Origin of the sequence: Brevundimonas sp. (assembly GCF_013912065.1) — a bacterium.
Classification (GTDB): Bacteria; Pseudomonadota; Alphaproteobacteria; order Caulobacterales; family Caulobacteraceae; genus Brevundimonas.
The window spans coordinates 22699-44903 of sequence record NZ_JACESA010000019.1; the positions used below are offsets into that span (position 1 = coordinate 22699).

A 22205-nucleotide genomic window follows, 5' to 3' on the forward strand; every position below is an offset into this window, starting at 1 on the left:
GGCGCAAACGCGCCGCGCCACCTCCCCATCGCTGCGCGACGGGGAGGAGACATGCGCCATTGCGTCTCCTCCCTGTTCGCCGCTTGGCGAATGGGGAGGTGGATCGAAGCGAAGCGAAGAGACGGAGGGGTTCTTCACGCGGACACCGCCTTTGCTTCACGCACGCCCAGCACCCGGCAGATCGCATAGACCAGGTCGGCGCGGTTCAGGGTGTAGAAGTGGAAGTCGGAGAAACCTTCTTCCTGCAGGCGGGCGCAGGTCTCGGCGGCGACCGAGGCGGCCAGCAGGCGACGGGTGTCGGGATCGTCGTCCAGGCCGTCGAAATGCGCTTTCAGCCAGTCGGGGATGCTAGTCCCGCAGGCGCCGCACATACGCGTCAGGCCCGCGAAGTTGGACACCGGCATGACGCCGGGGATCAGCGGAATGGTCACGCCCGACGCTCGCACCCGGTCGCGGAAGCGCAGGAAGGCGTCGATGTCGAAGAAGAACTGGCTGACCGCGCGGGTGGCGCCGGCGTCCACCTTGGCCTTCAGCACCTCGATGTCGTGATCGATGGAGGGGCTTTCCGGGTGTTTTTCGGGATAGGCGCCGACCGTGACCTCGAACCCGCCGGCGCGGCTGATGGCCTGGGTCAGTTCGGTGGCGTTGGCGTAGCCGTCGGCGCGGGGCGTATAGACGCCGCCGATGCCGGCGCCTCCCGGTGGGTCTCCGCGCAGGGCGACGATGTGATCGACACCGATGGTCTTGTAGCCGGCGATGACCTCGTCGACCTCGTCCCGACTGGCCTCGACGCAGGTCAGGTGGGCGGCGGGACGCAGGCTGGTCTCGGCGATGATCCGCTGGACCGTGCGGTGGGTGCGTTCGCGCGTCGAACCGCCGGCGCCATAGGTGACGGAGACGAAGGCCGGATTCAGCGGCTCCAGCCGACGAACGGCCTTCCACAGATTGGCTTCGGCCTCGTCGGTCTTGGGCGGGAAGAATTCGAACGAGACGCGCACGGCGTCCCGGTTCGAACCCGCCCGTGCGACCGGACCGAGCGGCGACAGCAGCAGGGCGCGGGCCTCGGCGAGATTATTGGACGAGGCCATCAGGCGGACTTTCGAGCTTGGGCGGCGGGGCGTTCCGCCGTCCAGATGGTCACGGTCAGGCCCTCGTTGTCGGGGGGCAGGGCGATGGGGGCGGTGGGCGTCAGGCCGGCCTCGACCAGCCAGGTGTTGATTTCGCCATCGGGGAAACCGAGGCGGCGATGCTGGTGGGCTTCGCGCATATGTTCGAAGTCGTGGGGAGCGAAGTCGACGATCACCAGCCGGCCTTCGGGACAGACCAGCCGCGCGGCCTCCGCCACCGCGGCGGACGGATCCGCCAGATAGTGGAGCACCTGGTGGACGATCACCAGATCGGCGCTGCCGGCGGGCAGTCGGGTGGCGAAGATGTCGCCGTGGCGGAGTTCGACCTTGTCCAGCCCGGCCTTGGAGACATTGGCGCGGGCGATGTTCAGCATGTTCTGGCTGAGATCCAGCCCCACCGACATCTTGGCCCTCTTGCCGAACAGGGTCAGCATCCGGCCCGAGCCGGTGCCGAGGTCGACGACCCGTTCGAACGGGCCGGGGCCGACGGCCCGCTCCAGAGCGGCCTCGACGGCCGCTTCGCTGATGTAGAGAGAACGCAGCCGGTCCCACTGGGGAGCGACCTGTTCGAAATAGCTTTCGGCGGCCTCTTCGCGTTCCTTGCGGACCTCGTCCAGCCGGCGATGATCCGCCTCGCCGGCGTCGTCGGCCAGGATGTCCAGTACGGTGTCGATCAGCCGGCGCGCCTGGGCGTCGTGCGACAGGCGGTAATAGACACGGGCGCCGTCCGGGAATCGTTCGATGAGCCCGGCGTCCGTCATCAGCTTCAAATGACGCGATACGCGCGGCTGGCTCTGGTCCAGAATGCGGGACATCTCCATGACCGATAATTCTTCGCCGGACAGCAGGGAAAGAAGGCGCAGCCGTGTGGGTTCGCCGGCGGCGCGCAGGGCGTCTACTGTCTGGTCGGCGGTCAGGCTCATAAGATCATATAAGGATATCCTTATATGATTATGCAAGCAAAAACCACCAAGCGCGGCTGTGCGACGGAAAGCGGGGCGACCCGCGTTGAACCTGTCGCATCCCCTTTGGAGTGGTTTCATGCGTCTGGTTCTGATCTCCGCCTTCATGCTCGTCGCCGCGCCGGCCTTCGCTCAGAGCGATTTCCCCGACGGCCCGCCTCCTTCGATGTCCGGTCCGCCGATGGGCGGCATGCGTCCGCCGGAGCGTGAGACCCTGGCCGATATGAAGACCCGGATGAGCGAGATGTTCGACCGGATCGACGCCAATCATGACGGCGCCGTCGACGCCTCGGAAATGTCCGCCGGACCCGGTGGGCGTATGCTGGCTCGGGCGGACGGCGACGGCAACGGTCGCATCACGCGCGACGAGATGAACGCCGCCGCCGAGGTCATGTTCAAGGCGATGGACAAGAACGGCGACGGCGTCGTCACCGCCGACGAACGCCCGCAGCGCCCGATGCGGCCCGACTGATTACGCGACGGGCGTCTTCAGCGGTTCACCCGCGAAGTGCGCCTGGAGGTTCTGCATCAGCAGCATCAGCATGCCCTGCACCCCGGCCGTCGTGGCGCCGGCGGTGTGGGGCGTGAGGATGACCTGCGGCAGATCGGCCCAGCGAGCGGGAGCGGTCGGCTCCTCCACGAATACGTCCAGGGCGGCCTGACCCAGGGCCCCCGACTTGAGTGCGGCGCGCAGACCGTCCTCGTCGACGACCTGGCCGCGCGAGACATTTACCAGAAGACCTTCGGGGCCGAGCGCCTCCAGCACCTCGCGCGAGATCAGGCCGCGATTGGTCTCGTCGGCCTTGCAGGCGACGACCAGGATGTCGCTCTGCTTCGCCAGGGCCAGCAGGCTTTCGGCGCGCGGCCATTCGGCGTCGTGCGGACGCGGCCCCCACCAGGAGACGCTCATGCGGAAGGCTTCGCATCGATCCGCGACCGCCCTGCCTATGGCGCCCAGGCCGACGATGCCGACGTTCTGTCCGCCCAGCGTCGGGGTGATGGTGCGGGTCTCGGCGGTCCAGCCGCCGGACCGGACCTGGCGGTCGCCGGAGACGATCTGGCGGCGCGCGGCCAGGATCAGGCCCAGGGCGTGATCGGCGACGTCTTCGTGATTGACGCCTGGGGCATGGGTGACGGGCAGGCCGCGCTCACGGCACCAGTCGATGTCGATCCCGTCGTAGCCCGAGGTGAAACAGGCGATCAGGTCGAGGGCGGGGAGTTGTTCGATCAGCGCCTTGTCGAGCGGATATTCGCCGGCGACGACCAGGGCGCGGATGTCATGGGCGGCCTCGATCGGCGGGCCTTCCCAGAAGCGGTAGACGTCATAGGCGCTCTCGAGGATCGGCGAGAGCGGGGCGAGATGCCGCTGCATGATAAGAACGGCGGGGCGTTGGGTCATGCAGCGGCTCCTCTTTTTCGATCAGACGATCAGCGCCCGAACTTCTGGTGCTGGATGCGCTTGGGAATGATGCTGTCCGCGCCCAGGCGACGCATCTTGTCCTGTTCGTAGGCTTCGAAATTGCCCTCGAACCATTCGACGTGGCCGTCGCCTTCGAAGGCGAGGATGTGGGTGGCGAGACGGTCAAGGAACCAGCGGTCGTGGGAGATGACCACGGCGCAGCCGGCGAACTCTTCCAGCGCCTCTTCGAGGTTCTGCAGGGTCTCGATGTCCAGGTCGTTGGTCGGTTCGTCGAGCAGGATCAGATTGCCGCCCGAGGCCAGGGTCTTGGCCAGGTGGACGCGGTTGCGCTCACCGCCGGACAGCTGGCCGACCTTCTTCTGCTGGTCGCCGCCCTTGAAGTTGAAGCTGCCGACATAGGCGCGGGTGTTGATCTCGCGCTTGCCGACCATCATCACGTCGGTGCCGCCCGAGATGGCCTGCCAGATGGTCTCGTCCGGCTTCAGATCGTCGCGCGACTGATCGACATAGGCCAGTTTGACCGTCTCGCCGACCTTGATCGTGCCGCCGTCGGGCTGTTCCTGGCCGGTGATCAGCTTGAACATGGTCGACTTGCCGGCGCCGTTGGGGCCGATGACGCCGACGATGCCGTTGGGCGGAAGCTTGAAGGTCAGATTGTCGAACAGGGTCTTGTCGCCATAGGTCTTGGCCAGGCCTTCGACCTCCAGGACGACGTTGCCGAGGCGCGGGCCGGGCGGGATCTGGATGTGGGCGTGGGTCTGGGCCCCGCGCATCGATTCCTGTTCCTCGACCATCCGCTCATAGGCGGCCAGACGGGCCTTGGACTTGGCCTGACGGGCCTTGGCGCCCGAACGGACCCATTCCAGTTCGCGGGTGAGGGCGCGCTGGCGGGCTTCGGATTCGGACTGTTCCTGCACGACCCGCTTGGTCTTGGCTTCCAGCCACGAGGAATAGTTGCCCTCGTGCGGGTGGCCCTTGCCGCGGTCCAGCTCCAGCGTCCATTTGGTGACGAGGTCCAGGAAGTAGCGGTCGTGGGTCACCAGGATGACGCAGCCGGGGAAGTTTTCCAGGTGGTGCTGCAGCCAGGCGACGGATTCGGCGTCCAGGTGGTTGGTCGGTTCGTCGAGCAGCAGCATGTCGGGCTTGGACAGCAGCAGGCGGGCCAGGGCCACGCGGCGCTTCTCACCGCCGGACAGATTGGTGACTTCCCAGTCGTCGGGCGGGCAGCGCAGGGCGCCCATGGCCATTTCGATACGGCTGTCGATGTCCCAGACGTCGCCGGCGTCGATCTTCTCCTGGAGGGCGGTCATCTCCTCCATCAGCTCGTCGGTGTAGTTCTCGCCCAGTTCGCCGGCGACGGCGTTGAAGCGGTTGACCCACTGTTTCTCTTCGCACCAGGCCTCGACGTTCTCGCGAACGTTCAGGCTGTCGTCGAGCTTGGGCTCCTGCTCAAGATAGCCGCGCTTGATGCCGTCGGCGGCGCGCGCTTCGCCGGTGAACTCGTTGTCCAGGCCGGCCATGATCTTCAGCAGGGTGGATTTACCCGAGCCGTTCACGCCGACGACGCCGATCTTGGCGTCGTTGTAGAAGCTGAGCCAGATGTTCTCGAAGATCTTGCGGCCGCCGGGGAAGGTCTTGGTCAGACCCTGCATCTGGAAAATATATTGCTGCGCCATGAGGTGCGGTGTCGCCCTTCGGGTTTCGTCGGATGAGGAGGTTTGGGCGGATGTAGCGATCCTGAGGCGGGAGAGCAAATAAGGCGGGAGGAACGACGGCGTCTTCGCCGTTTCGCGGCGAAGTTGGGAGGCCCTTTGCAAGTGGAGGGCTGGGCGGGGCGCCGGGCCTTCGCCCGGAGTTTGATCTAGAAGTACCGTTTCGACGAAGGTTTGACGCCCCGCGCGGTTGGTTGTCCTGCAAGCTCGGGGCGCCGAGCGGTGGCGGTCTTATCGCCTAACCCCATAAGCCTGCGACGGGTCGGCGGGGTCTGCGAACCCCGTCCCGAGTGCGATCGAGTATCCCCCTCGATCCTCCGCCGACGTCGTGAGACGCCGTCGGCGCGGAGGGATTTCACCCCCGCTCCCGTTCCATCCGCTCCCGCCGCCGCAAGGTCGCAGGCCAAGCGAGCCCTCCAAGCGACGAGACCGGGCGTGATTATAAGGGGTCTGGGCGGGGTGATGGGTTGGAGGGGGCGAGATTCGTGGAAGGTGTTGGAATTGCTGGGGTCAGACCAGCGTCATTAGGAGGGTAGGCGGCGTTCGGGCCCCCTCCGTCTCACCGGCTTCGCCGGTGATCCACCTCCCCCAGAGGGGGAGGATTTCGGTCATCACTGTTCGCATTCCTCCCCCCTTGGGGGAGGTGGATCGCCGCGCAGCGGCGAGACGGAGGGGGCATAGTCGTTGTCTCAGGTGAAATTGCCTTGAGCGGGCTTCCATTCGGAGATCGAGGCGTTAGACCCGCCCTATGTTGAACGCCTCCCCCATAGCCGAAGCCGTCGCCGCCGGGCGTCAAGCCGTGGCTGTCGACACCGTCATGATCGCCAAGATCACCGATATGGCCGGCGACTTCGCCATCAATCTTACGATCGCCGCCCTGATCTTCGCGGGGACGGTCGTCGCAGCCAAATGGGCGGCGCGGCTGGCGCGCAACGCCCTGTCGCGGGTCGGCGCCTTCCGTCACGACCAGACCGTCCTGAGCTTCGCCGTCCAGGTCGTGCGGGTGGTGGTGATCATCATCGGCATGATCGCCGTGCTGCAGCGGCTGGGGGTGCAGACGACCTCGATCATCGCCGTCCTGGGGGCGGCGTCTCTGGCGGTCGGCCTGGCCCTACAGGGCACGCTGTCGAACGTGGCGTCGGGCATCATGCTGCTGGTGCTGAGACCCTATCGCGTCGGTGATGTCGTGGACGTCGGCGGAATGGCCGGCACGGTGCAGCGGCTGGACCTGTTCACGACCCAGTTGTCGAACGCCAACAACCACAAGATCGTCATCCCCAATTCGAAGGTCCTGAGCGATTCCCTGACCAATCTGACCGGACAGCAGACGCGGCGGATCGAGATCAATTTCGGCGTCGGCTATGGCGAAGATCTGAACCGGGCGCGTGGAGCCCTGGCGGACATGGCGGCGGCGCACGCCAAGGTTCTGGCCGACCCCCATCCCTGGACCGGGGTCACAGGTCTGCTGGACAGCGCCGTGCAGATCACGCTGCACGCCTGGGTCGAGGTCGGCGACTGGTGGCAGACCCAGGCCGATCTGATGCAGGGCGGCAAGGAGGCCCTGGACGCCGCCGGGATCGAAATTCCCTTCCCGCATCAGGTCGCCGTGCCCTATGGGGACGAGGATGTCATGCCAGTAGTCCGTGTACGGACTGTCGAGGATGACAAGAGCGATTTGACGACGAAGAAGAGCTGATGCGTTACGATTTCGGATCCGACAATACGGCCGGCATGGCGCCGAGCGCGGTCGAAGGACTGGTGCGGGCCAATGAGGGCTTCACCCGGTCCTATGGCTCCGACGAGATCACCGCGCGGGCTGCGGATCAGATCCGTCTGCGACTGGACGCCGATGCGGAAATCCGTTTTGTCTTCAGCGGCACGGCGGCCAACGCCATCGCCCTGTCGATGCTGGCCTTTCCGTTCGAGGCGGTGCTGGCCCACAACGCCGCCCACGTCTGCACCGACGAGACGGGAGCGCCCGGCTTCTTCGGCCAGGGCCTGGGTCTGATCGGCCTGCCGGGGTTTTCCGGTCGGATCGATCCGCTGGCGCTGAAGGCGCAACTGGACGAGCCCGAGGTCGGCCATCGCCAGCCCCCGGCGGCCCTGTCCCTGACCCAGGCGACGGAGTACGGCGCCGTCTATACCGAGGAGCAGCTGCGCCACCTGATCGAACCGACCAAGACGCGGGGATACGGCGTGCACCTGGATGGCGCGCGCCTGACCAATGCGGTCGCCGCCGGCTTCGACCTGAAGGATATTCCGCGCCTGGGCGTCGACGTTCTGGTGTTCGGCGGGGCGAAGGCGGGGGCGAATTGCGTCGAGGCCATCGTTCTGTTCGACAAGAGCCTTGCGCGGCGTCTGGACAATCGGTTGAAACAGGCTGGCCAGGTGGCGTCCAAGGCGCGGTTGCTGGCCGGGCCGATGTTGGGCCTGCTGGAGAGCGGCGATTGGGAGGCGGGCGGCGCCCACGCCAATCTGATGGCTCAGCGTCTGGCGGCCGGGGTGGCGACGCGCTCGCCCTATGTTCTGGCCCATCCGGTCGAGGCCAATACGGTGTTCGTGCGGATGCCGGCCGAGGCGCACCAGAGGCTGAACGCCCTGGGCTGGGCCTGCTATCAGTTCGACGACGGGTCGGTGCGGTTCGTCTGTTCCTGGGCCACCCGGGAAGAGGCCGTGGACGAGCTGATCGAGGCGATCGCCGGGCTTAACTGAGCCTTCGATCCGTGCGCGGCCTTTCCCCGGTCGCATAGTCTGTCCATATGCGACCTATGGCGATGCGCGGAGAGCGCTCCGGCGGCCGGCGCGACCCTATGGTCAAGGCGCAACAGGCGGGGAGCATGCAAGAAAAGACAGAAGGTCCCCCGACGCTGAAGGCGTTGGCGGACCTGGTGCGGCTGGTTGGGCGCTCGGGCGCGCCGCAGCTGCGGCTACGGCTGATTTCGGCCATCGGCCTGACCTTGGCCGGCAAGGCCCTGGGGGTGCTGGCGCCGCTGGTGCTGGGCGCCGCCGTCAACCGGCTGGCGGCGGGGCAGGGGACGGCCGTGGCGGTCGGCTGGGGCTTTGCGGCCTTCGCCGTGGGCTGGGCCCTGGTGCGGTTCCTGTCCTCGGCCGCGCCTCAGATTTCGGACGTGGTCTTCGCTCCGGTGCGGTCGGCGGCCCAGCGGACGACGGCGGCCGAGGCCTTCGCCCACGCGCTCAGCCTGTCGCTGGACTTCCACCAGACCAAGCGGTCGGGCGCCCTGTCGCGGACCATGGATCGCGGCTCGCGGGCCGTCGATTTCCTGCTGCGCATTCTGGCCTTCAACCTGGTTCCGACGGGGGTGGAGCTGGTGCTGGCGGCGGCGGTGCTGGGCGGCAAATATGACTGGCGGTTCGCGGCCGTGGCGGTGGCGGTGGTGGTGGTCTACACAATGGCCACCTTCGCCATGTCCAACTGGCGGCTGGAACATAGGCGGGTCATGAACGCCGCTGATTCCGAGGCGGCCGGGGTCTCGGTCGACGCCTTGCTGAACTATGAGACGGTCAAGTCCTTCGGGGCCGAGAGCCGGGCGGCCCAGACCTATGACCGGGCCCTGGGCGACTATGCCCAGGCGGCGCTGAAGGCCAATAGTTCGCTGGCCCTTCTGAACGGCATCCAGGCCCTGATCATGAACCTGGGCCTGGGCGTCATGGCGGTCATGGCCGGGTTCGAGGCGGCGGCCGGGCGGATGGGGCCGGGCGACGTGGCGGCGGCGGTGCTGATCATGATCTCGCTGTACGCTCCCCTGAACATCCTGGGCTTCGCCTATCGCGAGATCCGCCAGTCCTTCATCGACATGGAGGAGATGCTGAAGGTGACGCGCCAGACGCCCCAGGTCGCGGATGCGGCCGAGGCCACGCCCCTGCCGCGCCCTGTCGATGCGCGCGGGGCCTCGGTGGAGTTCCAGCATGTCGGCTTCCGCCACGACGCGCGGGCCAATGGGCTGGAGGACGTCAGTTTCGTCGCTGCGCCGGGCACGACCACGGCCCTGGTCGGGCCGTCGGGGGCGGGCAAGTCGACCATCGTCAAACTGGCGCTGCGGTTGATCGACCCTCAGGAGGGGCGGGTTCTGATCGACGGCCACGACGTTCGCGCCCTGACCCAGACCTCGTTGAGGGCGGCGGTGGCCCTGGTGCCGCAGGACGTGGCCCTGTTCAACGACAGCCTCTACGCCAATATCGCCTTTGCGCGGCCCGATGCGGACGAGGCCCAGGTCTGGGCGGCGGCCGAGGCGGCGGAGCTGTCCGACTTCATCCGCGGCCTGCCGGACGGGATGGAGACGCGGGTCGGGGAGCGGGGGCTGAAGCTTTCAGGCGGCGAACGCCAGAGGGTCGGCATCGCCCGCGCCCTGCTGGCCGATCCCTGTATCCTGATCCTGGACGAGGCGACCAGCGCCCTGGACAGCCGCACCGAGGCGGCGATCCAGAAGACCCTGCGGCGCGTCAGCGCCGGCCGCACCACCCTGGTGGTGGCGCACCGGCTGTCGACGGTGGCGGACGCGGACCAAATCCTGGTGCTGAAGGCCGGGCGGATCGTCGAGCGCGGCGCGCACCATGAACTGGTGGCGCGTCTGGGCGGGGAATACGCCGCCCTGTGGCGCAAACAGACCCGGACGAAGGCGGCGGCTCAGGCCGAGGGCTGACCGGCCGCCGGCAGTTTGCGTCTGAGAACCTCGCTCAGATTGGCCATGATGGCCGTGCGATGTTCGATCGTCTCCTCAGCCTCGGGCGGCAGGGAGAGCAGAAGTTTCATCGCCTGGGCGTGAACCGTGGCGATGCGCCAGTCGAAGCCGCCCTGGAGCGGGGCGGCGTCCAGCAGGTCGCACAGTCCCTTGGCCGCCGTGCACAGGTCGTCCAGGGCGAACAGACTGGCGGCGTCGATGATCTGGCTGGCGGCCGCATAGGCCCTGTCCAGCCGCTCCGGCTCGGAGACGTCGGGCAGAGGTTCGGCCAGGAGGGTGGCGATGGTCTGGACGATGACGGCCCGCGCCTGATCCTTGAGCGCGTCCAGATTGGTCTTGGCGTCGCTCAGGGCCCTGCCGATACTGACGCCGCCGGGGCGATCGATCATTTCGGCCAGACGGGATTGTCTTGCCGCGTGGGTGATGACGGTCACGCGAATTCCACCGTCTTCTTGCGGATCATGTCGGCGCGGCGCTCCTCGCCCTCATATTCGACGCTCCGGAAGCGGCGATCCGGCCCCAGATAATCGCCCACCTCCAGAAAGGGGCGCGTGTCGCGGGCGACCCACAGGATACGCTCCAGCAGCATGGCGGCGCTGAACGGCTTGGTGACGACGAAATTGGCGCCGCAGTCCCGCGCCTCAGTCACGCGGCCCCGGCGGATGTGGCTGGCGGTCATGATGACGGGGGTGAAGGCGTTGGGATTGGGTCCGGAGCGCCGGAGCCAGCGAACCAGCTCGAACCCGTCGATGTCGGGCATGTCCGTGTCGATCAGCAGCAGATCGATCGGCTTGTCCTGAAGAATGCGCCGCGCCTCGGCGCCCCGGCCGATGGTGAAGGTCGGACGGACGCCGAAGCCCGACAGGGCGCTGGAGGTCAGGGTCAGGGAAAAGGGCGAGTCGTCGACCACCATGGTGATCGCGCCGCTCAGATTGAAGACCGCGCTGTCTCGAAGCGAATCAGCCTGTGTCGGCATGCGCGTTGCAGTTCCGGACCCTTGGGACTGGAAGCTTCACCGCATTTGATGGACGCCGGGTTAACAGCGTTCGATCAAAGCGCGCCGATGGCGTAGAAGCGGTCGGCCCGCTGCGTCTTGATCTGTTGCGGCGACAGGCCGTCGAAACCCTTCAGCTCTTCGGCCAGAACCTCGCCGACCTTCGCCATGGCGGCGTCGCGGTCGGTGTGGGCGCCGCCGACGGGTTCGTCGATCAGGCGGTCGACGATCTTCAGCCCCATCAGGTCGGGTCCGGTGATCTTCATCGCCATGGCCGCGTCACGGGCCCGCGCGCCGTCGCGCCACAGGATGCCGGCCGCGCCTTCGGGCGAGATGACCGAATAGATCGAATGTTCCAGCATCAGCACGCGGCTGGCGGCGGCGATGGCTATGGCCCCGCCCGAACCGCCCTCGCCGGTGATGGTGGCGATCGAGGGGACGCCCAGGGTCAGGCAGCGCTCGGTCGAACGGGCGATGGCCTCGGCCTGGCCCCGTTCCTCGGCGCCCAGACCCGGATAGGCGCCGGCGGTGTCGATGAAGCTGAGCACCGGCAGGCCGAACCGTTCGGCCATGTCCATCAGCCGCACGGCCTTGCGATAGCCCTCGGGCCGGGCCATGCCGAAATTGTGGGTGATGCGGGTGGCGGTGTCGTGACCCTTCTCATGGCCCATGATCACGACCGGACGGCCCCGGAAGCGAGCCAGGCCGCCTAGAATGGCCTGGTCGTCGCCGAACTGACGGTCGCCGTGCAGTTCGTTCCAGTCGGTGAACAGGCTCTCAACATAGTCGACGAAATGCGGCCGCTGCGGGTGGCGCGCGACCTGAGTCTTCATCCACGGATCCAGGCCGGCATAGATCTTCCTGCGCAGCTGCTCCGCCTTTTTGCGCAGGCCGGCGATTTCGGCGTCAAAGCCCCCGGAGGTCTCGGACAGGGCCGACAATTCGTCGATCTTGGCTTCCAGATCGGCGATCGGCTTTTCGAAATCGAGATAGTGCGTGGCCATAAAGGCGTCCGGGAACTGCGGGCGGGGCGCCCCAGGGGAAGGCGGGGGAAACTAGAGAGGTCGAGGCCGCCGGGCAAGCGGGTCAGAATGCCTTCGGCAGGCCAGCTTGTTTGAGGATGGTGTTGGCGGTGTGTCGGCTCTTGGAACGGGGAACGATGACGGCGTGTGGCTGATCCGGGTGCCGCCATTTCTCGTGGCTGCCCTTGGCATCGGACACGCGACGCCATCCGGCGGCGTAAAGGAGAGCCGAGAGTTCGGAATAGAAATCCTTGGGCATGGCAGCCTTCGATCAGATGAGGTCGCCGATCATCGCTCTCGGAGTTCTCTTCTACGCGTTGTGGGTCAGGCTGCGATCACATCAAAGCCGCCCACGGCTTCGAAACGGATCGGCACTTCGCCGTGGATGTTCAGGTTTTCAGCCAGAAGCTCAGGCGCGAAATGGCGAGCGAGGCTTTCGAACTCACCGAGCGTCGCCGTTTCCAGCACAAGCCCCACGATATTGGACTCGCTGCACCAGACCTCGGCTTCGGGGTCCCAGATCGCCTTGACGTAGAAATCCTCGGCCATGTCCCGAATATGCGCCGTCACTCGTCGCGCGCCAAGGGGTGTTTGGAGCGGACCATCTGGGCCAGGCGGTCGGTGGCGACGTGGGTGTAGATCTGGGTGGTGGCGATGTCAGCGTGGCCCAGCAGGGTCTGGACGACACGCAGGTCGGCGCCGCCCTCCAGCAGGTGGGTGGCGAAGGCGTGGCGCAGGACGTGAGGACTGACGCGGGCCGGATCGATGCCGGCCGTCATCGCCGCCTCGTCCAGAAGCTGGGCGAAGCGGCGCGGGGTCAGATGGCCGGTGCGGCCAGAGGAGGGGAAGAGCCAGGGACTGTCCGGCGCCTCGGGTTTTCGTTTGGCGTCGCGGGCGGTCAGCCAGGCCTTGATCGCCACGCGGGCGGCGGCGTTCAGCGGGGCCAGCCGCTCCTTGCCGCCCTTGCCGCGCACGATCAGATAGGCGGGATCACGGCGGACGGCCTCGACCTTCAGTCCCAGCAGTTCCGAAACACGCAGGCCCGAGGCGTAGGCCATCTCGACCAGGGCGACCAGACGCAGGCCCGCCGCCGCGTCGCGGGCGGCCGAGGCGGCCAGCAGGCGGTCGATCTCGTCGCGGCTGAGCAGCTTGGGCAGGGGGCGGCCCTGTTTCGGGGCGTCGAGACGGCGCGAAGGGTCATCGGTCCGCCAGCCCTCGGCCAGGGCGAAGCGGTAGAACTGACGCGCCGACGAGCGTCTGCGGGCGGCGGTGGCGGCGGACAGGCCGCGTCGCGATAGATCGGCGAACCAGGCCTCCAGCGCCTCGGCGTCGGCCTTCATCAGGCCGCCGGCGTCGGCCAGAACGGCTTCGGCGTCGGCCAGATCGCGGCCATAGGCGGCCAGGGTGTGGGGCGAGGCGTCGCGCTCGACCGCCATCATCTCCAGAAAGGCTTCGATCTGGGGCGTCATGATGCAATCCGCTCCGCAGACGGATGGCGCATGATCAGGCTTGGTGTAGAGGTTTGATCAATCATGCCTACCCGCGTCGCCGCCTTCGCCGTCCTTTCGACCGTCCGTTCCGCCGGAGCCGCCGGATGAGGCGGCGCGCGAATCCGGCGCCGAGCCGCACCATAGCCCTGGTCGGCCTGATGGGGGTGGGCAAATCGTCGGTGGGGCGTCGGCTGGCCAACCGACTGAAACTACCCTTCGCCGACGGGGACGTGGAGATCGAATCGGCGGCCGGGATGACGGTGTCCGAAATCTTCGCGGCCCTGGGCGAGGAGGAGTTCCGGGCGGGCGAGGCGCGGGTGATCCGGCGTCTGCTGGAGGGGCCGCCCATCGTCCTGGCCACCGGCGGCGGGGCGATGATGAACGCCGAAACGCGGGCCCTGCTGAAGGAAAGGGCCGACACCGTCTGGCTGAGGGCCGACCTGTCGGTGGTCGCCGAGCGGGTGGCGCGGCGCGACACCCGGCCGCTGCTGCGGGGCAAGGATCCGCTGGAGGTCCTGACCAGCTTGGCCGAGACGCGCTATCCGATCTATGGCCAGGCGGACGTGACCGTGGACGTGGGACAGGGCTCGCATGGCCAGGCGGTGGACGCCATTCACAAGCATCTGCGCCGGCACTGGCGCGAACGGCGTCGCGCGGAGAAGAGGCCATGACGATCATTCCGGTCAGCGGCGGGGCCTTCGCGGCCTATGAGGTCGTTGTGGGGCGCGGGCTGCTGGCCGAGGCGGGCGCGCGGATCGCGCCCCTGGCCAAGGGGCGGACGGTCATCGTCACCGACGCCACGGTGGCGGCGCTGCACGGCCCGGCCGTGACCGCGTCCCTGGCGGCGTCCGGCGTCCGGAGCGAGATCGTCGCTGTGCCGCCGGGCGAGGGATCGAAGTCCTTCGCCGAGTTGGAGCGGGTTCTGGACCGGCTGCTGGAGATCGGGCTGGACCGGAAGGACGTGGTCGTCGCCCTGGGCGGCGGGGTGGTCGGGGATTTGGCCGGTCTGGCGGCGGCCCTCTACATGCGGGGCGTCGACTTCGTTCAGATCCCGACGACCCTGCTGGCTCAAGTCGATTCGTCTGTGGGCGGCAAGACCGCGATCGACACGCCGCGCGGCAAGAATCTGGTCGGCGCCTTCCATCAGCCGCGCCTGGTCCTGGCCGATATCGACGTCCTGGCCACTTTACCGGAACGACAGGTGCGCTCGGGCTGGGCCGAGGTGCTGAAACACGGGCTGATCTGCGACCCGGCCTTCTTCGACTGGCTGGCGGGCGAGGGGGCGGCGGGGGCGGCCGGCGATCCGGCTGCGCTGGAACGGGCCGTGATCCGCTCGGTCGAGATCAAGAGCGCCGTGGTCGGCGAAGACGAGAAGGAGGCCGGTCGGCGCGCCCTGCTGAACCTGGGCCACACCTTCGGTCATGCGGTCGAGACCGAGGTCGGGTTCGACGAGGACGCGCTGGCGCACGGCGAGGCGGTGGCCCTGGGCTGTTGCATGGCCTTCCGCTATTCGGCGCGCGAGGGCCTGTGTTCCGCCGCCGACGTCGAACGGGTCGAGACGGTGGTCGCTGCGGCGGGTCTGCCGACCCGGCTGGACCAGGCGGGGTCGTTCACGGCCGACCGACTGCTGGCCCTGATGGCCGGGGACAAGAAGGCCGAGGGTGGCGCCCTCACCCTGATCCTGGCGCGCGGGATCGGTCAGGCCTTTGTGGCAAAGGGCGTGGACGCGGACCGGGTGCGGGCGTTCCTGATCGAGGAAGGCGCGTCCGCGTGATGCGGATCGCGACGGTTCCACTGCAGGACCGTTTCGTCCGGCTGGAGCCCTTCGAGGACGGGCTGCGCGACGAGGTCCGCGCGGCTCTGGATTGTGATCAAGCGGCCTGGGCGATCATGGTCGGACCGGCCTGGGGCGAGCATTTCGACGGCTGGTGGACAGCGGCTCTGGCGGCGATGCAGGCGGACACACGGATCGCCTATGCGGTGCGGCGGCTGTCGGACGGGGTCGTGGTCGGGACCACCAGCCTCTATGAGATCAACCCGACCTATCGGCGGTGTGAGATCGGTTCGACCTTTTATCGACCCGAGGCGCGGGGCGGCGTGATCAATCCGGCCTGCAAGCGGCTGTTGCTGGGCCACGCCTTCGAGGCCGGCGCGGTGCGGGTCGAGATCATCACCGATGCGATCAACACCCAGAGCCAGGCCGCCATCCTGAAACTGGGCGCCAAGGCCGAGGGGGTGCTGAGGAAGCACAAGATCACCTGGACCGGCCGTGCGCGGGACACGGCGGTGTTCGCGGTGATCGACGACGACTGGCCGGCGGTGCGGGACGGGCTGGATCGAAGGCTGGCGGCGTTCGCCTAATCCACCGCCCGGCATTGCGTCGGTTGGCGGCCCTCGACGGACCAGGTGGCGAGGACGCCCTTGCCGCGCAGTTCAACGTTGGAGGCGCGGTACCAGATGCCGTCGGCGGCGCGTTCCTGATAGAGGTCGACGGCCTCGCCGGACGAGTTGCGGATGGTGGCCATCTGGCGGGGGTTGTCGAAATCGACCGACAGACGCTCGCCGTTGTCGCACAGATAGACGGTGTGGACGACGCGGTTCAGCGTGCGATCCTGGATCTCGGCGCCGGTGCGTTTGCGGGCGGTCTGAGCCTCGATGGCGCGGTCCTTGACCTCGTCGCCGGTGCTGGGGGCCGTGTCGGGATCGGGGCCGCAGGCCGTCAGCAGAAGGGCGGCGGCGAGACCGCTGAACACGAGCGACGGCGGCAGACCCGGCTTGGACAAGGCGATATTCCTCCAACGGCGCCGCTTGGCGCGCGGTGCTAACGTACGCCGCCTGCCGCTGTTCCCCTCCGTTGGCGGAAGAAGGACTTGAGCAGGTCGGACGACTCTGCGGCCAGCAAACCCCAGTCCGTCGCCGGGCGCCAGTGGCATGTGGGCTGTTCGAACAGACGGGGACCGTGGATCACCGCCCCGCCCTTGGGATCGTCTGCGGCCCAGACCACCCGGCCGATGCGGGCGTGGCTGATGGCGCCGGCGCACATGGCGCAGGGCTCAAGCGTCACATAGAGGGTCAGGCCGGTCAGGCGGTAGTTGTCCAGCGCCGTCGCCGCCCGCCGCATGGCCACGATCTCGGCATGGGCCGTGGGGTCGTGGGCGGCTATGGGACCATTGGCGCCGGTCGAAATTACCTCACCTGAGGCAGGATCGACAAGAATTGCGCCCACAGGCACCTCTCCTGCGTCCGCCGCCGCTTGCGCTTGGTCCAGCGCCATGCGCATGAACCGCTGATCATGGTCCGCCATACAGACGACAACGACAAGAAGCCCCGCGCCCGTCAAGACGAACGGTCGCCCCGGCCCTTTAAATCCTCCGGTCCTCGCAAGAGCGGCGACGGGAAGACCTCCTTCGGCGACAAGCCGCGCAGCCCTCGCGACGACGGCGCCAAACGGTTCGGCGACAAGCCGGATCGAGGCGACCGGCCGCGCGCCGGCAAGGCCGGCAAGGACGGCAAGCCTGCGTCCGGTTCGGCCAAGAGCGACACTCCCCTGCGCGCCGAGCGAATCGCCAAGACCATGGCCCGCGCCGGCATCGCCTCGCGCCGCGAGGTCGAGCGGCTGATCGGCCTGGGCAAGGTGGCGGTCAACGGCCGCATCCTGGACACGCCCGCCACCCTGGTGACGCGCGACGACGTGATCACCGTCGATGGCAAGCCCATCGGCTCGACCCAGGCGACCCGCGTCTGGCGCTATCACAAGCCTGCGGGCCTGCTGACCAGCCACCGGGATCCGACCGGGCGGCCGACGGTGTTCGACGCCCTGCCGGCCGGTCTGCCGCGCGTGATCTCGATCGGACGGCTGGATCTGTCGACCGAAGGCCTGCTGCTGCTGACCAACGACGGCGAGTTGAGCCGGGCGATGGAGCTTCCCTCGGCCGGTCTGGTGCGTCAGTACCGGGCGCGGGCGCGGGGCAAGATCACGCAGGAACAGCTGGACGAGCTGAAGAACGGCGCCGTCGTGGAGGGCATCTCCTACGGTCCCATGGTGGCGACGCTGGACAAGGCCAAGGAGTCCAAATCCGAGGACGGCCGCACGCCGAGCAACCTGTGGATTTCGGTGTCGATCACCGAGGGCAAGAACCGTGAAGTCCGCAAGGTGCTGGAGTCCGTCGGTCTGACGGTCAACCGCCTGATCCGCCTGGCCTATGGGCCGTTCCGACTGGACGTGCTGCCGGTCGGGTCGGTCGAAGAGATCGGGCCGCGCGTGATCCGCGAGCTGCTGGCCGACTATATCCGGCCCGAGAACCTGCCGACCGGGAATACGGTCGAAACGCCTGCGCCGGTCCCCGGTCGTCGCGTGTCGACGCCGATCCTGAAGGGGAACTCGGGCTCGGCCATGTCGGACCCGTCGCGCAAGCCCAGCCGCGTCCGCGCCGCCGAAACGGCCCAGGCCGATGCGATCGAGCGCCGCGAACGTCCGCCCAAGAAGGAGGGCTGGGCCAAGGCCGCGCCCAAGACCAGCCATCCGAAACGGGTGTTCAAGCCGCGCGAGGGCGCCCCGGCCGACGGCGAACGCCCGGCCCGCGCCTACAAGCCGCGTGAGGAGGGCGATCGTCCGGCCCGGGCCTTCAAGCCCCGCGAAGGCGCCCCGGCCCGAAGCAGCGACGGACCCAAGCGCGAGTACAAGCCGCGCACGGCCGGCGCCGACGGCGCCAAGCGGGAGTTCAAACCGCGCGGCTTCGGCGCAGCCTCGCCCAGCGGGCGCGAGACGCGGCCGCCCCGCACGGGCGGCGGCAAGCCGGCCGGCCCGTCGGGCACCAGCGGTCGCGCGCCGGGGGGCAAGCCCCGCACGCCTCGGAGCTGAGGCTTGCGGATCGTCGCGGGCAGCCTGAAGGGCCGAGCCATCGTCGCGCCGGAGGGGCAGGGCACGCGCCCGACTTCTGACCGGGCGCGGCAAGCCGTGTTCAACGTGCTGGAACACGCCGCCTGGGCCGAGAGCCTGCAGGGGCTGCGGGTCATCGACCTGTACGCCGGCTCGGGCGCCCTGGGCTTCGAGGCCATCAGCCGGGGCGCGGGCTTTTGCCTGTTCGTCGAGACCGACGACGGGGCCAGGGGCGCGATCCGCGAGAACGCCGACGCCTATGGGGTGATGGGGCGCACACGCGTGCATCGGCGCAGCGCGACCGACCTGGGCGTCCGTCCCGGATCGGACGGCGAGGCCTTCGACCTGGCCTTCCTGGACCCGCCCTATGGCAAGGGTCTGGGAGAGCAGACCCTGGTGCGGCTGCTGGAGGGGAACTGGCTGAAGCCCGGCGCTCTGGTGGTGTTCGAGCGCGGATCGGACGAGCCGGACATCGACACCCCCGGCTATGAACGGCTGGACGCGCGCGATTATGGCGCAGCGCGGGTGCTGTTCCTCAGGAGCGAATAGCCGGGTCGGACGGACGTTCGTCCAGGGCGTCCAACGCCGCCTGATGCGCCGCCATTCGCCGACGGCACCGCCGGGCGTGACGAAGATAGAAGCCGATACAGATCCACAGGAAGACGAAGCCGCCGGCAAAGACGGGCGCGGTCCTCGGCGCGGCCGTGTCGGTCATTGTCAGCATGATGGCCAGGAAGACTGCGCCCGCCAGACTGGTCGCCACGCCGGCCAGAGCCCAGCGCCGGCCGATGCGCGCCTGACCGATGGCCGAGCGCAGCACGGCCTGCGGCGTGTCGGTCAGCAGGCCGGGATCGCCGCGTCGCGACCACAGGGTCACACCCAGGGCGAAGGCGCCAAAGGCCAGGGCGGCGAGGGCGGCGGGCAGGGGAAGGCCGCGATGCAGACCCCAGCCCATAGCGGCGATGACCATAAGGCCGCCGGCAAGCTCGGCGATGAAATTGATCCGAGCCAGCCGGTCTCGGCGACGCACGGCGCGGATGAAGCCGGCGTCCAGCCGGGGGCCGTCGTCGGGCGTCTCGGTCCAGGCCTGGGTCAGGTCGGTCCAGTCGTCGTCGGGGATGGTCATGATCGAACCTCGGGGTTCAGCGCCTCACGCAGCGCCGCCTTGGCGCGGGTCAGGCGGATGGAGACGGCGTTGGGGTTCAGGCCCAGCATGTCGGCGATCTCGGCCGGGGCGAAACCTTCCAGGGTCAGCAGGGCCGGCTGACGCAACGACAGGGGCAGGGCGCGCACCGCCTGGCCCAGCCGGTCGTGCAGATCCCGTGTCTCGGTCGCCTCGTGCGGGGTGGGGGCGTCCGAGGGGGCCGCCTCGTCCAGCGGCTGGCGGCGCGGCTCGGCCGCCTCGCGCGCCACATGGGTGACGGCGCGGTTGTGGGCGACGCGGGCGATGAAATGGCGCAGGGGCGCATCGCCCCGGTGTTTCGGAAGGGCGCGCCAGACGGCCAGCAGGATCTCCTGCTCCAGCTCGCGCCGCCGCTCGCGATCCGCCTCATAGGCCGAGGCGATACGGCGCAGCATGCCGCCGTGCTCGGCCAGCAGGGCCTCGAAGGTCTGGTCGCGTCCCAAGCGCGGCGGTCTCCGTAAAAAATCGTCGGTCGGGATGAAAGACTCAAGGGTTGGCCGAGACTTTCAGGTCAGGCGTCGAAAAACAAAGGAGTTCGCCATGACGATCGAAACCGAGACGATGGAGTCGCCGAAAAAGGGCATGCTGGGGCGCGGCAAGGGGTTCCTGAAGGTGCTGGCCCTGCTGCTGCTGGTCGGGGCGATCTGCGCCTGGATCGGCCTGGGCATCGGCCTCTATCTGGACGTGGATCGCGGCGCGCGCATCACCCTGGCCATCGTCGCGGCGGTGACGACCGAGGCCCTGTTCTGGACCACGGCGGCCCTGCTGGGGGTGTCGGTGGTCGAGGCGCGCAAGCGGATCTGGCGCAGGATCACGGGACGGGGACGCGACTGATCTTCGGACCCCGACGCAGGGTGCGACGGATTCGGGCGCCGGCCGTGCGGCAAGCCCCTCCACCACCGCGCAAGAGGCGCGGCGGTCCCCCTCCCCCAAGGGGGGAGGAATGCGCGGGGTGATGACGGCGATCCTCCCCCCTTGGGGGAGGTGGATCGCCGGCGAAGCCGGCGAGACGGAGGGGGCGAGGTCAGTCGCGTGTGAGGCGCAGTCTCTCGGCCAGTCGTTCCGCCGCCGCCGTCACCTCGGACCATGTGACCTCGAACCCGGCGTCGTCGCCGAAATAGGGATCGGTCACGGCCTGGCCCTCGCGGCCGGGCAGGTGGTCGAGCAGCAGGCTGAGTTCGGCGGTCGCGTCGTCGGGCATGATCCGGCGCAGGTTCGCCAGATTGTCGTGGTCCAGGGCGATCACATGGGTGAAGCGACGAAAGTCCGCCGGCGTCACCTGCCGCGCCCTCAACCCCGAAATATCGACCCCGTGCCGCCGGGCGGTCGCCTGGGCCCGCGGGTCCGGCGGCTCGCCCGCATGCCAGTTCCCGGTGCCGGCGGAATCGACGATCAGGTCGAGGCGGAGGCGTTCGGCCTCGGCGCGGAGGGCGGCCTCGGCGAGGGGAGAGCGACAGATGTTGCCGAGGCAGACGAAGAGGATGGAGGGCATTGGTGATTAAGAGATATGGCAAAGCACAAAAGATTTGGCGACAAGCTGCAACTGTGAGGTGATGCGAACAATCGACCAACAGGGGAAATGGCTATGGACGCGAGAATTATCGACATAACGCCATCGGGAGGTCCCGCGGGTGTGGTCATTTGGCAGCTCCAGACGCTGCACAACGGGATGCCTCATAATAGTTTAGAGGGCAGTCACACCTCCACTAATCCTTCCCAACTTAGAGAACTGGCGCAAAGCGAGGGTTGGAATATCACAGAGGACGAGTCGCTCTGAGAAGGCGGAACTACCAGCCCTCTTTCATATCGGTGGTTGATGTATCGAATCGCAGATATCCCTGTTTTTGTTGGCCTCGCTTTCGGTGGAAGTGGAGGTGCAGATGCTTTGATCGGTCTTTGGGGTGGTCTGCTCGGCGCGATTATAGGTGCCGGTGCGACAGCCCTGACGAGCTACGTGCTTCAAAAACGGGAGTTTGATCGGCAAGAGGCGATCCGCCAAGATGATCGGTTTGAACGCCAACGATCTGTTGCTCATAGGATGTTCGTCAAACTTATGGCGATCCAGTCGGACTTGCAGCGCCTAAACGAACACTTGGTACCCCAGTTGAAGGCGATTCCCGCCGGCCAGGATGCGTGGCCTCGCGTCCTCGCCATGTTCGTTGATCGAGCTCCCATAATCTTCGACGGCGATGAAACGTCACTGCTTCTGGATCTGGGCCTAAATAACGAGTTCAACTTGGTGGGCTCTTTGCCAGCTATTAGGAACCAGTGTCATGAGGTCATGGTGAACTATGAGCTTAAACGTGAAGCGCTATGGGCAATGATGCCTCAGGAGGCTTTCACCGAAACAGGCGTCGCCATGACTCCAGGCCTTGCCCGCCAAACACTTCGTATTCGTACGGAATTGGAGGATCTGATCCAATACTTGGCGGGCTCTCTTCCAAGTTCAAATAAGGAAGCAATCAAGGGATTAAATGAAGTCCATGCTGCCCTGTTGAACAAGGAGCTTCTGCGATTTAAATTTGATCTTTCAAAGGCTCCCACGGATAGGGTGGGGTCAGTTGAAGCTGCGTCCGTTCGCGCTGGATAAACGCTGGAACGACCATCCACTTCTTGCCGCTCTAATTTCGTCATCCTCGCCCTTGTGGCGAGGATCCATACGCCCGGTGTCCCCAGGGTGCGCCACCGTCAGATACCGGGCGTATGGATCCTCGGG

26 protein-coding genes are annotated in these 22205 nt (G+C 67.6%); 11 read left to right on the forward strand and 15 right to left on the reverse strand.

Features of this window, described 5'->3' with window-relative positions; translation table 11 throughout:
- Nucleotides 1-134 precede the first annotated feature (134 nt).
- Both metF and H2037_RS14375 read right to left on the reverse strand, forming a co-directional pair.
- A complete protein-coding gene (gene metF, locus H2037_RS14370; RefSeq protein ID WP_292123364.1) occupies nucleotides 135-1088 on the reverse strand; it encodes a methylenetetrahydrofolate reductase [NAD(P)H] in 954 nt (317 codons plus the stop codon).
- Complete coding sequence (locus H2037_RS14375) at nucleotides 1088-2050, reverse strand: metalloregulator ArsR/SmtB family transcription factor (protein ID WP_292123366.1); 963 nt, start codon at nucleotides 2048-2050, stop codon at nucleotides 1088-1090. Before H2037_RS14375 ends, metF begins: the two co-directional genes overlap by 1 nt.
- A 118-nt stretch (nucleotides 2051-2168) precedes the next feature.
- Between H2037_RS14375 and H2037_RS14380 the strand changes: the two genes are divergently transcribed.
- A complete protein-coding gene (locus H2037_RS14380; RefSeq protein WP_292123368.1) occupies nucleotides 2169-2561 on the forward strand; it encodes an EF-hand domain-containing protein in 393 nt (130 codons plus the stop codon).
- On the opposite strand, the gene H2037_RS14385 is transcribed toward H2037_RS14380, so the two are convergent.
- Entirely contained in the window at nucleotides 2562-3488 is a 927-nt protein-coding gene (locus H2037_RS14385; RefSeq protein WP_292123370.1) for a 2-hydroxyacid dehydrogenase, read from the reverse strand.
- Nucleotides 3489-3517: 29 nt separating this feature from the next.
- Nucleotides 3518-5185 (reverse strand): energy-dependent translational throttle protein EttA, encoded by a 1668-nt coding sequence (gene ettA, locus H2037_RS14390; protein ID WP_292123372.1) that lies wholly within the window; start codon nucleotides 5183-5185, stop codon nucleotides 3518-3520.
- Nucleotides 5186-5969: 784 nt separating this feature from the next.
- On the opposite strand from ettA, the gene H2037_RS14395 reads away from it, so the two are divergent.
- The 3 genes from H2037_RS14395 (at nucleotide 5970) to H2037_RS14405 (ending at nucleotide 9882) form a co-directional block, all read left to right on the forward strand.
- On the forward strand, nucleotides 5970-6917 hold the full coding sequence (locus H2037_RS14395) for a mechanosensitive ion channel family protein (RefSeq protein WP_292123374.1): 948 nt from the start codon (nucleotides 5970-5972) through the stop codon (nucleotides 6915-6917).
- Nucleotides 6917-7933, forward strand: coding sequence for a beta-eliminating lyase-related protein (locus tag H2037_RS14400; protein WP_292123376.1), 1017 nt, complete (start codon nucleotides 6917-6919; stop codon nucleotides 7931-7933). Before H2037_RS14395 ends, H2037_RS14400 begins: the two co-directional genes overlap by 1 nt.
- 125 nt (nucleotides 7934-8058) lie before the next feature.
- Nucleotides 8059-9882, forward strand: coding sequence for an ABC transporter ATP-binding protein/permease (locus tag H2037_RS14405; protein WP_292123378.1), 1824 nt, complete (start codon nucleotides 8059-8061; stop codon nucleotides 9880-9882).
- On the opposite strand, the gene H2037_RS14410 is transcribed toward H2037_RS14405, so the two are convergent.
- The 6 genes from H2037_RS14410 to H2037_RS14435 all read right to left on the reverse strand — a co-directional run bounded on the left by H2037_RS14410 (nucleotide 9867) and on the right by H2037_RS14435 (nucleotide 13406).
- A complete protein-coding gene (locus H2037_RS14410) occupies nucleotides 9867-10355 on the reverse strand; it encodes a chemotaxis protein CheE (protein WP_292123380.1) in 489 nt (162 codons plus the stop codon). The genes H2037_RS14405 and H2037_RS14410 overlap by 16 nt on opposite strands.
- On the reverse strand, nucleotides 10352-10897 hold the full coding sequence (locus tag H2037_RS14415; protein WP_292123382.1) for a response regulator: 546 nt from the start codon (nucleotides 10895-10897) through the stop codon (nucleotides 10352-10354). The genes H2037_RS14410 and H2037_RS14415 overlap by 4 nt, the downstream gene beginning before the upstream one ends.
- A 74-nt stretch (nucleotides 10898-10971) precedes the next feature.
- Complete coding sequence (locus H2037_RS14420) at nucleotides 10972-11919, reverse strand: acetyl-CoA carboxylase carboxyltransferase subunit alpha (RefSeq protein WP_292123384.1); 948 nt, start codon at nucleotides 11917-11919, stop codon at nucleotides 10972-10974.
- A gap of 82 nt (nucleotides 11920-12001) precedes the next feature.
- Complete coding sequence (locus H2037_RS14425) at nucleotides 12002-12196, reverse strand: type II toxin-antitoxin system HicA family toxin (protein ID WP_292123386.1); 195 nt, start codon at nucleotides 12194-12196, stop codon at nucleotides 12002-12004.
- A gap of 65 nt (nucleotides 12197-12261) precedes the next feature.
- Complete coding sequence (locus H2037_RS14430) at nucleotides 12262-12486, reverse strand: DUF1902 domain-containing protein (RefSeq protein WP_292123388.1); 225 nt, start codon at nucleotides 12484-12486, stop codon at nucleotides 12262-12264.
- A 17-nt stretch (nucleotides 12487-12503) separates the two neighbouring features.
- Nucleotides 12504-13406: a site-specific tyrosine recombinase XerD gene (locus H2037_RS14435; protein WP_292123390.1), complete on the reverse strand. Its 903-nt coding sequence runs from the start codon at nucleotides 13404-13406 to the stop codon at nucleotides 12504-12506.
- Between the two features lie 125 nt (nucleotides 13407-13531).
- Here H2037_RS14435 and H2037_RS14440 point away from each other — a divergent pair, with 125 nt between their 5' ends.
- Genes H2037_RS14440 through H2037_RS14450 form a run of 3 tightly spaced genes read left to right on the forward strand, consistent with a single transcriptional unit; the run spans nucleotide 13532 to nucleotide 15788 of the window.
- The gene (locus H2037_RS14440; RefSeq protein ID WP_292123392.1) at nucleotides 13532-14098 is read left to right on the forward strand and encodes a shikimate kinase; all 567 of its coding nucleotides are present in this window, start codon (nucleotides 13532-13534) and stop codon (nucleotides 14096-14098) included.
- Nucleotides 14095-15201, forward strand: coding sequence for a 3-dehydroquinate synthase (aroB, locus tag H2037_RS14445; protein ID WP_292123394.1), 1107 nt, complete (start codon nucleotides 14095-14097; stop codon nucleotides 15199-15201). The genes H2037_RS14440 and aroB overlap by 4 nt, the downstream gene beginning before the upstream one ends.
- Complete coding sequence (locus H2037_RS14450) at nucleotides 15201-15788, forward strand: GNAT family protein (protein ID WP_292123416.1); 588 nt, start codon at nucleotides 15201-15203, stop codon at nucleotides 15786-15788. The genes aroB and H2037_RS14450 overlap by 1 nt, the downstream gene beginning before the upstream one ends.
- Here the strand turns inward: H2037_RS14450 and H2037_RS14455 are convergent.
- Both H2037_RS14455 and tadA read right to left on the reverse strand, forming a co-directional pair.
- Nucleotides 15785-16210: an MliC family protein gene (locus H2037_RS14455; RefSeq protein WP_292123396.1), complete on the reverse strand. Its 426-nt coding sequence runs from the start codon at nucleotides 16208-16210 to the stop codon at nucleotides 15785-15787. The two genes, H2037_RS14450 and H2037_RS14455, sit on opposite strands and share 4 nt — an antisense overlap.
- 38 nt (nucleotides 16211-16248) lie before the next feature.
- Entirely contained in the window at nucleotides 16249-16731 is a 483-nt protein-coding gene (gene tadA, locus H2037_RS14460; RefSeq protein ID WP_292123397.1) for a tRNA adenosine(34) deaminase TadA, read from the reverse strand.
- On the opposite strand from tadA, the gene H2037_RS14465 reads away from it, so the two are divergent.
- Both H2037_RS14465 and rsmD read left to right on the forward strand, forming a co-directional pair.
- The gene (locus tag H2037_RS14465; RefSeq protein WP_292123399.1) at nucleotides 16720-18288 is read left to right on the forward strand and encodes a pseudouridine synthase; all 1569 of its coding nucleotides are present in this window, start codon (nucleotides 16720-16722) and stop codon (nucleotides 18286-18288) included. The two genes, tadA and H2037_RS14465, sit on opposite strands and share 12 nt — an antisense overlap.
- Nucleotides 18289-18291: 3 nt before the next feature.
- A complete protein-coding gene (gene rsmD, locus H2037_RS14470) occupies nucleotides 18292-18855 on the forward strand; it encodes a 16S rRNA (guanine(966)-N(2))-methyltransferase RsmD (protein ID WP_292123401.1) in 564 nt (187 codons plus the stop codon).
- Here rsmD and H2037_RS14475 read toward each other — a convergent pair.
- Both H2037_RS14475 and H2037_RS14480 read right to left on the reverse strand, forming a co-directional pair.
- Nucleotides 18842-19432, reverse strand: a complete 591-nt coding sequence (locus H2037_RS14475) for a hypothetical protein (protein ID WP_292123402.1) — start codon at nucleotides 19430-19432, stop codon at nucleotides 18842-18844. The genes rsmD and H2037_RS14475 overlap by 14 nt on opposite strands.
- A complete protein-coding gene (locus H2037_RS14480) occupies nucleotides 19429-19932 on the reverse strand; it encodes a sigma-70 family RNA polymerase sigma factor (RefSeq protein ID WP_292123404.1) in 504 nt (167 codons plus the stop codon). The genes H2037_RS14475 and H2037_RS14480 overlap by 4 nt, the downstream gene beginning before the upstream one ends.
- Nucleotides 19933-20029: 97 nt before the next feature.
- On the opposite strand from H2037_RS14480, the gene H2037_RS14485 reads away from it, so the two are divergent.
- Nucleotides 20030-20323: a hypothetical protein gene (locus H2037_RS14485; RefSeq protein ID WP_292123405.1), complete on the forward strand. Its 294-nt coding sequence runs from the start codon at nucleotides 20030-20032 to the stop codon at nucleotides 20321-20323.
- A 190-nt stretch (nucleotides 20324-20513) separates the two neighbouring features.
- Here the strand turns inward: H2037_RS14485 and H2037_RS14490 are convergent, their stop codons facing one another.
- Nucleotides 20514-20981: a low molecular weight protein-tyrosine-phosphatase gene (locus H2037_RS14490; RefSeq protein ID WP_292123407.1), complete on the reverse strand. Its 468-nt coding sequence runs from the start codon at nucleotides 20979-20981 to the stop codon at nucleotides 20514-20516.
- Between the two features lie 324 nt (nucleotides 20982-21305).
- Here H2037_RS14490 and H2037_RS14495 point away from each other — a divergent pair, with 324 nt between their 5' ends.
- Complete coding sequence (locus tag H2037_RS14495; RefSeq protein WP_292123409.1) at nucleotides 21306-22079, forward strand: hypothetical protein; 774 nt, start codon at nucleotides 21306-21308, stop codon at nucleotides 22077-22079.
- Nucleotides 22080-22205 lie beyond the last annotated feature (126 nt).